The sequence below is a fragment of the Leptolyngbya sp. FACHB-711 genome (assembly GCF_014695615.1).
In the GTDB taxonomy this organism is placed as follows: Bacteria; Cyanobacteriota; Cyanobacteriia; order Elainellales; family Elainellaceae; genus Leptolyngbya_A.
In genome coordinates this window covers 1-9,246 of sequence record NZ_JACJOR010000049.1, presented here as the reverse complement: position 1 = coordinate 9,246, position 9,246 = coordinate 1, and the positions used below count along the sequence as shown (strand labels likewise).

The 9,246-nt window shown below is 50.8% G+C and carries 6 protein-coding genes; 5 read left to right on the top strand and 1 reads right to left on the bottom strand.

All coding sequences use genetic code 11. The features are described from left to right. Positions 1 to 372 precede the first annotated feature (372 nt). Both H6F80_RS00935 and ftsH4 read left to right on the top strand, forming a co-directional pair. Positions 373 to 570, top strand: coding sequence for a DUF2949 domain-containing protein (locus H6F80_RS00935; RefSeq protein ID WP_190789746.1), 198 nt, complete (start codon positions 373 to 375; stop codon positions 568 to 570). Between the two features lie 259 nt (positions 571 to 829). After that, positions 830 to 2,731, top strand: coding sequence for an ATP-dependent zinc metalloprotease FtsH4 (gene ftsH4 / locus H6F80_RS00930; protein WP_190789745.1), 1,902 nt, complete (start codon positions 830 to 832; stop codon positions 2,729 to 2,731). A gap of 142 nt (positions 2,732 to 2,873) precedes the next feature. On the opposite strand, the gene H6F80_RS00925 is transcribed toward ftsH4, so the two are convergent. Beyond that, on the bottom strand, positions 2,874 to 6,443 hold the full coding sequence (locus H6F80_RS00925) for an ATP-binding response regulator (RefSeq protein ID WP_190789744.1): 3,570 nt from the start codon (positions 6,441 to 6,443) through the stop codon (positions 2,874 to 2,876). Positions 6,444 to 7,083: 640 nt separating this feature from the next. Here H6F80_RS00925 and H6F80_RS29540 point away from each other — a divergent pair. The 3 genes from H6F80_RS29540 to H6F80_RS00910 all read left to right on the top strand — a co-directional run. Next, on the top strand, positions 7,084 to 7,956 hold the full coding sequence (locus H6F80_RS29540) for a circadian clock protein KaiA (protein ID WP_190789743.1): 873 nt from the start codon (positions 7,084 to 7,086) through the stop codon (positions 7,954 to 7,956). Between the two features lie 195 nt (positions 7,957 to 8,151). Then, the gene (kaiB, locus tag H6F80_RS00915; RefSeq protein ID WP_190789742.1) at positions 8,152 to 8,487 is read left to right on the top strand and encodes a circadian clock protein KaiB; all 336 of its coding nucleotides are present in this window, start codon (positions 8,152 to 8,154) and stop codon (positions 8,485 to 8,487) included. 367 nt (positions 8,488 to 8,854) lie between these two features. Next, the coding region (locus H6F80_RS00910) for an ATPase domain-containing protein (protein WP_277879000.1) at positions 8,855 to 9,246 on the top strand (392 nt) is incomplete at its 3' end.

Genomic DNA, 9,246 nt, shown 5'->3' with positions numbered 1-9,246 from the left:
CGACAAACCAAATAAATGACAAACGAAATGAATGACAAATCTACTGAGGTATTTCTGAGCTGGACGAATTCAAGATAGTCTTTCAAGAAAATTTATTTTCGCAATTTTGTTGCTTAGGAAATTCTTTGAGGAACTCTATCAGGAACGATCGTCCTGAATGAGAAGCTGTTCTGGTCGAAGTCTCCCTTCTGGTAGATATCGGTCTTCCCTACGAATTGGAAGCTGAGTAAATAAAGGCTTTGTTTGCAATTCTTGAGAGAGATACCTCAATTTTGCAGTTTGTCGCTATAATTACCATCAACAAATTCTGAAAGAAGTTTACAAAACTTAAACTAATCGTTACAAACACTTATATTTTCAAGGCAATCAGCAATGGCACAGGTGTCTAACGCACAGGCAAAACTAATCGATTTTTTGAAAGATGAGCTGGCAGTTCCGACTCAGGCAATTGCCTTTGCGCTGCGGCAACCTCATCAGGGGGTTAATCTGCTGCCGATGATTCTCTGGCAGTATGGGCTGATCACGACCGAACAGCTCGATCGCATTTTTGAATGGATGGAAACAGCTTGAGAACGCGGAACGACGCAGCCTGGACGGAGGCAGTGTGGATTTCCGCCCCTTTATAAATAAGACAAAGTATTTAGAATTGTGAATAAGATGCTTCTCAGAGTGAGATGATTTCCCCCGCTGGGGGCAGGATGCTCATTCTGAGACAGGGCTATTCTTTTGAGGATGTGTTTTTGCGATTGGCAGTACGCTGCACCGGATCGATCGCCAGAAAAATTCTCATTTAGCCCACTAAACCTATAAGAAAGGAAACGCTGTACAAATGGCGATAAAAAATCAACCTCAGCCCTCCCGTTTCCGCCAGATAAGCAATATTTTGCTGCTTGTCTCAGGGCTGTTCCTGCTGGCAAACATCTTTTTGCCGAATCTATTCGGTTCGCAGGTTCCCCGCGTGCCCTATAGCCTGTTTATTCATCAGGTGCAGGATCAGGAGGTGACACGGGTTTCTGTCGGGCAAAACGAAATTCGCTATCAGCTCAAAGCGGATAATGACACCGCTGGGCAAGTTCTGGAAACCACACCGATTTTCGACCTGGAATTGCCCAAGCTGCTGGAAGACAACGGCGTTGAGTTTGCGGCTGCACCTCCGCCCAAAAATAACTGGATTGGCAGTGTCCTAAGCTGGGTGGTTCCACCGCTGATCTTTGTGGCAATCTGGCAGTTCTTCATCAGTCGCGGCAGTGGTGGACAGCAGGGTGTGTTGTCGATCGGTAAGAGCCGTGCCAAGGTTTATGTCGAAGGCGAAGCGGATAAAGTCACTTTTGCAGATGTTGCAGGGGTGGAAGAGTCTAAAACTGAGCTGGTTGAAATTGTTGATTTTCTGAAAAGTCCGCAGCGATTCACCCAGCTCGGCGCACGGATTCCGAAAGGGGTGCTGCTGGTTGGTCCTCCCGGAACCGGGAAAACGCTGTTAGCAAAGGCGGTTGCCGGAGAAGCAGGAGTTCCATTCTTCAGCATTTCGGGTTCGGAGTTTGTGGAACTGTTTGTAGGCGTTGGGTCTTCTCGCGTGCGCGACCTGTTTGAACAGGCGAAAAAGCAGGCTCCCTGCATTATCTTTATTGATGAGCTGGATGCGATCGGTAAATCTCGTGCCAGCAACGGCTTTTACGGCGGCAACGACGAGCGCGAGCAAACCCTGAACCAGTTGCTCACTGAAATGGATGGCTTTGCCGCAGGCGACCGGACCGTGATCGTACTGGCAGCCACCAACCGTCCTGAAACCCTCGATCCGGCGCTGTTGCGCCCTGGTCGCTTCGATCGTCAGGTCTTGGTCGATCGCCCCGACTTACAGGGAAGATTGGCAATTCTCAACATTCACTCTAAGGATGTGAAGCTGGGTCCCGATGTGGATCTGAAGGTGATTGCTACCCGCACTCCCGGATTCGCCGGAGCAGATTTGGCAAACCTGGTCAATGAAGCTGCACTGCTGGCAGCCCGAAATAACCGTCAGGCAGTGGCTCAAGAAGATTTTGCTGAAGCGATCGAGCGCGTTGTGGCAGGTCTGGAGAAAAAGAGTCGCGTCCTTAACGAGAAAGAGAAAAAGATCGTTGCCTACCACGAAGTTGGACATGCCATGGTAGGGTCAGTGATGCCCGGATCGGGTCGAGTCGAGAAGATTTCGATCGTGCCTCGTGGCATGGCAGCTCTGGGCTATACGCTTCAACTCCCGACCGAAGACCGTTTTCTGATGAGCGAAGCTGAGCTTCAGGGCGAAATTACTACGCTGTTGGGCGGGCGATCGGCAGAAGAAGTGGTGTTTGGCAGCATCACGACCGGAGCCTCCAATGACCTGCAACGGGCAACCGATCTGGCAGAGCGTATGGTGACAACCTACGGTATGAGCAAAGTTCTGGGTCCACTCGCGTATCAGCAAGGACAGCAGAATACCTTCCTTGGTGGTGATACGAATCCGCGTCGGATGGTCAGTGCCCAAACCGCAGAGGCGATCGATCAAGAAGTGAAAGGCATTGTCGATCGTGCCCACGAAACGGCTCTCACCCTTTTGAGAACTAATCGAGATTTGCTGGAAACGATCGCGATCAAGCTGATTGAAACCGAAGTGATCGAAGGGGAATCGTTGACGCAACTGCTGAGTCAGGTGAAGTCGATCGACGCCGAAGTGATCGAAGTCGCTCAAGCAGATCAGATGGCAGCAGCCCACTAGTTCTTGATGGCTTCGCTAAGCCTTCGGAATTAACCGAATGAATTGAATGAATTAAAGGGGCGATGAGTGGTACACAAACCATTTCTTGCCCCTTATTTTTGTGTATTTATTTTGCGTATTTATTTTTATGCGTTTAGTTTCGTCACTGGATCGGGTGACACAAAATTTGCTGAAGGCGATCGAGCAGTTTAGAAATGGGGATGCCATCCGGCAAGACTTCGGTTGCGATTCCTTCTTTAGACAACTGCAAAACAAACGATTGCCAGAACGCGACGAACTGCTGTTGCTCGGCGAAGAGGCTTGCTGCGTCAGGGACGGGTTGTTCTCCTCCTAGGGAAATGGGTTGCGGGTTCCAAACCAGAATCGGAGGCTTTCCTGGCATTTGGGCGAGTTCGTTCGCCATCTCAGGCAGTTGTGCTGGAGTATGACCGGGATAAACGCAAAACAAAAGTAGATTGACGCTGTGATGCTGAAGCTGATGCAGGACATCCGCCCAGGATTGAGCGACGGTACTCTGTAGTCCTGCCATTTGAAGATACTGAGCGATCGCCTGGGGGGTATGGGGCAATTTTGGCACGTTCACCTCAGCTCTGCCGATTGCCTCTGTTGACTCCTGCTGCGGCTTGAGAGAACCAGAAGCGATGCTCCCTTCGGGGAACTGCAAAGCAAGCGTCTCCGCAAGGGAACTGCTCTGGGCTACAGCAGGATTGGCTGCAAGTTGGCTATAGTCAACAATAAGCACATGGGGCGTCCAGTTCATTCCTGCCGCCATCTGGATCACTTGCAGCAAATCCTGGAGCGGGCAGTGAAGCTGTTCCTCTGGGCTGTCCCACGCCCCAGATAGACAGGGGAACACTCGCAGTGCCGGAATGTGATTGGCTGCTTCTGTTGCTTTTACCGTTAGTGTGACCAAGGGCAAGTTTGCCAGACAGGAAGACTGGCTCAACTGATGCAATGTGCTTGCCGGATCAGCAATATTCTGGTCTAAGAGCAGGACATCGGGCTTCCAGACTCGTGCCAGTAAATCTGCCTGATCCAGATCCTCAACTTCTAGCACCCGGCACTGCTGCTGATGAAGCTGGTTGGCGAGATGGGTGGGCTGTTGCCCCTGCGCTGGATTCAGGTAGAGAATCGTCAGGTTGGACTGCGATCGTTCTATCGCAATGGGTGTTCTTTTGATCAGCCGATCGAGGCAAGCCTGCAAAGCTGTAACCTGCACAGGCAAACTCAAAAAGCCATCGGCTCCATTCTGATACGCCAAATCTTTTTCCACCCGCATTGTGGTGACGACGACGGGAATGTGCTGCGTTTCGGGGTCGGTTTTGAGAAGTGTCAGCACGTCCCACCCAGACAGCAGCGGCAAAATTGGATTCAGGAAGATGATGCCCGGCTGGAGCCGCCGGATTTTTTCCAGGGCTTCTGTTCCCGATCGGGCAATGGCTGCCCGGTAGCCCAAGCCCATCAACTGGTGCGTCAACCCCTCAACTGCGAGCGTGTCTGCCTCAATCACGATCGCTATCCGATTACGATGCCCCGCCTGGTTTAATGCGGGCGATCGAAAATGCGACATGACCTGCGGCGGACTGGGCGGCAACAGCAGCGTGAACTCACTGCCGCGACCTTCCTGAGAAGTAAAGGTGACATCGCCACCATGCAGCCTGGCAAGTCGCTGCGTCAGGACTAAGCCCAGCCCCGTTCCCTCAAATCGACGCGTCATCGGGCTTTCAAGCTGCTGAAACTTCTGGAAAATGAGATGCTGCTTCTCCGCTGGAATTCCAATTCCGGTGTCCCAGATCGTAAACGCGATCCAGCCTTCCCAGGTTTCAACCCGCAGCCCCAGTTCCCCCTCCAGCGGGGTAAATTTAATCGCGTTTGTGAGCAGATTGGTGAGCATTTGCCGTAGCCGCAGCTCGTCCGCAATCAAATTGTGCAAATCAGGCTGGATGTTCAGTGTAAAGCGCACCGGGGGATGGTGAGGCAAGGCAGAGTCGGTGTGTTGCTCAACCATTTGGAGCTGACAGGCTTGCTCGTAGGCACGACGGCACACTTCTTCGATCGCCACGGGTTCTGGCAGCAAGTCAAGCTGTCCGGTTTCAATCCGAGTCAAGTCGAGAATGTTGTTGACGATTTGAATCAAATGCCGACCGCTCTGGTGGATTAACTGGGTGTAGCGTGCCTGGCGATCGTTCAACGCGCCGAGTGCCTGCTCCTTAAGCAGACTGGATAAGCCCAAAACTGCCGTCAGCGGTGTTTTCAATTCGTGGCTAATGCAGGCGAGAAATTCATCCTTCAGGCGGTTTAACTGCACCAGGTCTGCATTTTTGGCGGCGAGTTCCTTGGCCACCTGCTGCTGTTCGGTGATGTCCTGTGCCAGCACCAGCCAAAGGGATTCAGTTTGGTGCAGGCAATACCAATTCGGGTCAGGATTAAAACTCAAGGTTGCCAGTTTAAACTGGGGCAGCCAATCTGCCTGAGATTCCAATTCCCAGTGAGAAACAGCGTCATTTACCCTGCTGGAAAACGGCGACGTAGCCGAAGGCTGGCTTGTGGTTCCCATCGACACTTTCATAAACTGCCAGATCCGCTCCTGACCGTTTTTCATCGGGCACAGGCAAACGCAAGCATCGGGCGTTGTGCCAATCCGGCAAAGACCTGTAGCGTCGGCTTCTGGAGAAATTTGGCTAGCGGTTGCGTTCCAGTTTTCCCAGTCGCGGTTGCTTTGTCGTTCCACAGCAGGAGCGTCAAGGCGTGGAGGAACGCTGGCAGGCATTTTCTCAGCGGTGGCAGATCCGGTCTCAACTGAAAGCACCGCGTGCCGCTCAGCAGATTCTAGAGCCAGGGCTGCCTCGCACTGCACCTGATGGGGGTCACGCAGTTCGCCGATTTGCTGTCGCCATGCCAAATTTTGCGCGATCACCTGGCCGGCAGCGGTTTGCAGCATCAGGGGAATGGGCAAGCGTTCTAACAGTTCGACCAGCGGATCGGGGGCAGCAGACGGTTGTAGGGGAACGGACTTTTGGGCTGCCGGTTTTCCATCTGTGGGTTTTCCAGCTAAGGAATGACGCGACGCTGTACCCGAGGCTTGCCACTGTTCTTCGACCGTCTTCACCTCTTTTGCAGAGGCACGCTTTTTTGATGCCTGTTGGGTTTTGCCGGCTTTTGACTCACGCTTTGGCTCGCGAACCGTTTCAACGCTGAGCGGAGGGGTCTGGTGCGAGAGAAATTGCAGAAGACTGAGGCGATCGACTAAGCCGACAAAGTGGTGATTCGCGTCCAGCATGCCCCAATGCTGCTGATGAATCTGACCCAGATGGGGCTGGAGCTGATTGACTTGCTGATCAGCTGGCAGTAGGGTTAAATCTTCCAAAAGCATCTGTCCCTGTTGCAGGGCAGTTTGACAAAGCTGATAAATGCTCTGCTGAGCTTCTGTCGGTGCAGGTGTCGGTGCGGGCGAGTTTGTCTCCTGCTGCTGATCGGCTGATCGAATTCCCGATCGAATTCCCGCTTTAGAGAACTGGGGAGACACCCCGGGGGGCAAATAGGGCAAAAGCCGCAAAAGCCGCAGCACGCCGATCGGATAGCTCTGCTGGTCCAGCACCACAATTTGTTCACAGCCACGCTGACGAAAAATCTCCCACGCCTGGGCAACAGAATTCGTCACGGCGATCGCTGGAACAGAAACTAAAAACTTCTTGAGACGAACAGTAGCCATGAATTCATGCCGGGAAAGGTTCAAGAGACAAGCTGTGGCGCATGGGACAGCTCAAGGAACAGGCTTGCGGAAATAAAAGGCAGAACAGCGGAAATAAAAGGCAGAACAAAAGCAAAGCGTGGAAGCGGTTTTGAAAGGCGATCGTAGAAGTCGTCACACGACAGCGTATGCCAAGATCGAGCGAAACAGTAGGAATAAAAGCGCGACAGGTAACAGGGGTGATCAAAACTTAATCAGCCGAAGAAAAGCTCAGATTGACTGCATTTCAACGAATGAAGCGAACAGTGAGAGCAAAACCAATCCGATCGGGTAATCGAGTCAGGGTAGACGAGGGAAGGGTGGATCAGGAACTCGATCGCAACCTCCTAATCTGCTGGAAGGACATCTGGAGAGCGTACCTCAATTATGACGGCAGAAGGACTGAACCAACGGCTTTTTCAACTACAATGAATGTTAAGTATTCTAAGCATGACTGATATTTTTGCTTGGATTGCTTGTTTGAGCTTGTTTGAACTGATTGACTGACAAACAATAAACGACTCTGGCTTTCCCTCTGGTTTCTTCTGTTGTTCAGGTTGTTGTCCAGACTGCGATCCAGGTCGTATGGCTCAGGTATTTGTCTTCCACGGGTCGCCTAGCCTTGCGTTCACTTCTCTCGATCGGGATTCTTGCTGCCACAGCCGTTGTTCAGAAGCTGTCTGAAGCCTTAAAGCAGTCTGCTTCTGGTGACCAAGGGATAGTTGACTATGCCTTGAATGCTTTCACCGATACAGCAGATCTATTCAATTTTGTTCAGTCCAATCATGTAGACTGCCTGCTGCTTCAGGCGAACCCAACGCTGCAAGTCTTGCTCGACCAGCTCAATCGAGAAGCTATTTTTCTACCCACAGTCATCATTCAGCCTGAACCTGAGCGACCCTTGAGCGATTGCCAGTTTACTTATCACGCCGCAGTGCGACAGCTCAGTGTCCAGCAACTCGGACAGCTTGGGCTAGCAATCGACCAGGCAATCAGCAAATTTATTCAGCTTTCTCCGGGTAGCGCTGAGTCAGGTATGCCAGTGACCGCGACTGCGATCGAGGCTCTCGCAACCCACAAATCCCTGATGGAACAGCAGCTTCGTCTCGCCGAAAAACTTAAAGAGCGACTGGGTTACCTGGGAGTTTACTACAAGCGCAATCCCCAAAACTTTCTGCGTCACATGGCGCTAGAGCAGCGGGATGACCTGCTTCGGCAGCTCAAGGCAGAATATCGGGAAATTATCCTAATTTACTTTCTGAATGAGCCGTCGCTCAACGAGCAAATCGACAACTTTGTGAATGTCGCCTTCTTCGCTGATGTCCCTGTTTCGCAGATCGTTGAGATCCACATGGATTTAATGGACGAGTTTTCCAAGCATCTTAAGATCGAGGGGCGCAGCGACGAAGTTTTGCTGGATTATCGGCTCACGCTCATTGACACGATCGCCCATCTCTGTGAAATGTATCGCCGCTCAATTCCGAGAGAATCCTAGCCAAGAGACAGTTCTTGAAGGGTTCCTGCAAACTTGAGCAGGGCTAGAGACGAAGGCAAACTGCCCACAAAAGCCTGCATTGCTGAATCAAAACAGGCTGAGTATGATGGTATCTTTGTGGTGAATTCATTCGCAATACGCCTTGATTGCTTGGTTAAAGCATTCAGCTAAGGCAACCACCCCTCTCTATGCTCCATGAGTCCCCTTAAAAAAACTTACATTCTGAAGCTTTATGTTGCAGGCAATACACCCAACTCGGTACGAGCGTTAAGAACGCTGAACAATATCCTGGAAAAAGAGTTTCAGGGGGTGTACGCACTTAAAGTAATCGATGTTCTTAAAAATCCTCAGCTTGCTGAAGAAGATAAGATTCTAGCCACTCCTACCCTGGCAAAAATTCTGCCGCCTCCGGTGCGGAAAATTATTGGCGACCTCTCCGATCGAGAGCGAGTTTTGATTGGGCTAGACTTGCTCTACGATGAGCTTCAGGAGGAAGAAACCGAAATTGAATCGATCGAGGAACCGGAATAAGGCGATGGGGTAATTAGTAATGACTGAATTTTTCTGACAGGCCTGATATTACAAAGGAGTTGTGATGAAACTGTTTTAATCTCGACTGCTGAGAATCCCACCTTTTAAGCAACTTAAAGCAATCAGTCACCAAGCAATCAGTAATTAAAAGCAATAAATAACCACGCAACCAGTAACACCGTAGCAGTCAAGTCACGCTGCGTAAGCATAAGTTCTAGCAGGAAATCATGCTGCCTGACCAAGGGCACAGCGCAGTAAATTTTCAAACGCGATGGAGAACATTACCAAACCCTTTTCCATTTATTTGCTATATTTTCAAACTTGTCTCTTTTAACAAATTGATTTTAGGTGAAGGCTACGTTAACCCATGACCCAGATTAATCAGGATGGACAGCTTAGCAGTCAAAATGGTCAAACCCTGTTAGGGGTTCAGAAAATCCGTACCATGATTGAAGGCTTTGATGATATTAGTCATGGGGGGTTGCCTGCGGGCAGAACAACGCTTGTGAGCGGCACATCGGGAACAGGGAAAACGCTATTTGCAGTCCAGTTTCTCTACAGCGGCATTATTTATTTTGACCAGCCCGGAATTTTTGTCACCTTTGAAGAGTCGCCTGCTGACATTATCAAAAACGCTTTTAGCTTTGGTTGGGATCTGCAAAAGCTGATCGATGAAGGCAAGCTGTTTATTCTCGATGCGTCCCCCGATCCCGAAGGGCAGGACGTGATTGGCAATTTTGATCTTTCCGCATTAATCGA

Excerpts from the sequence above, each read along its gene's own strand:
- H6F80_RS00935 (WP_190789746.1), top strand. The coding sequence starts at position 373 with ATGGCACAGGTGTCTAACGCACAGGCAAAACTAATCGATTTTTTGAAA.
- ftsH4 (WP_190789745.1), top strand. The coding sequence starts at position 830 with ATGGCGATAAAAAATCAACCTCAGCCCTCCCGTTTCCGCCAGATAAGC.
- H6F80_RS00925 (WP_190789744.1), bottom strand. The coding sequence starts at position 6,443 with ATGGCTACTGTTCGTCTCAAGAAGTTTTTAGTTTCTGTTCCAGCGATC.
- kaiB (WP_190789742.1), top strand. The coding sequence starts at position 8,152 with ATGAGTCCCCTTAAAAAAACTTACATTCTGAAGCTTTATGTTGCAGGC.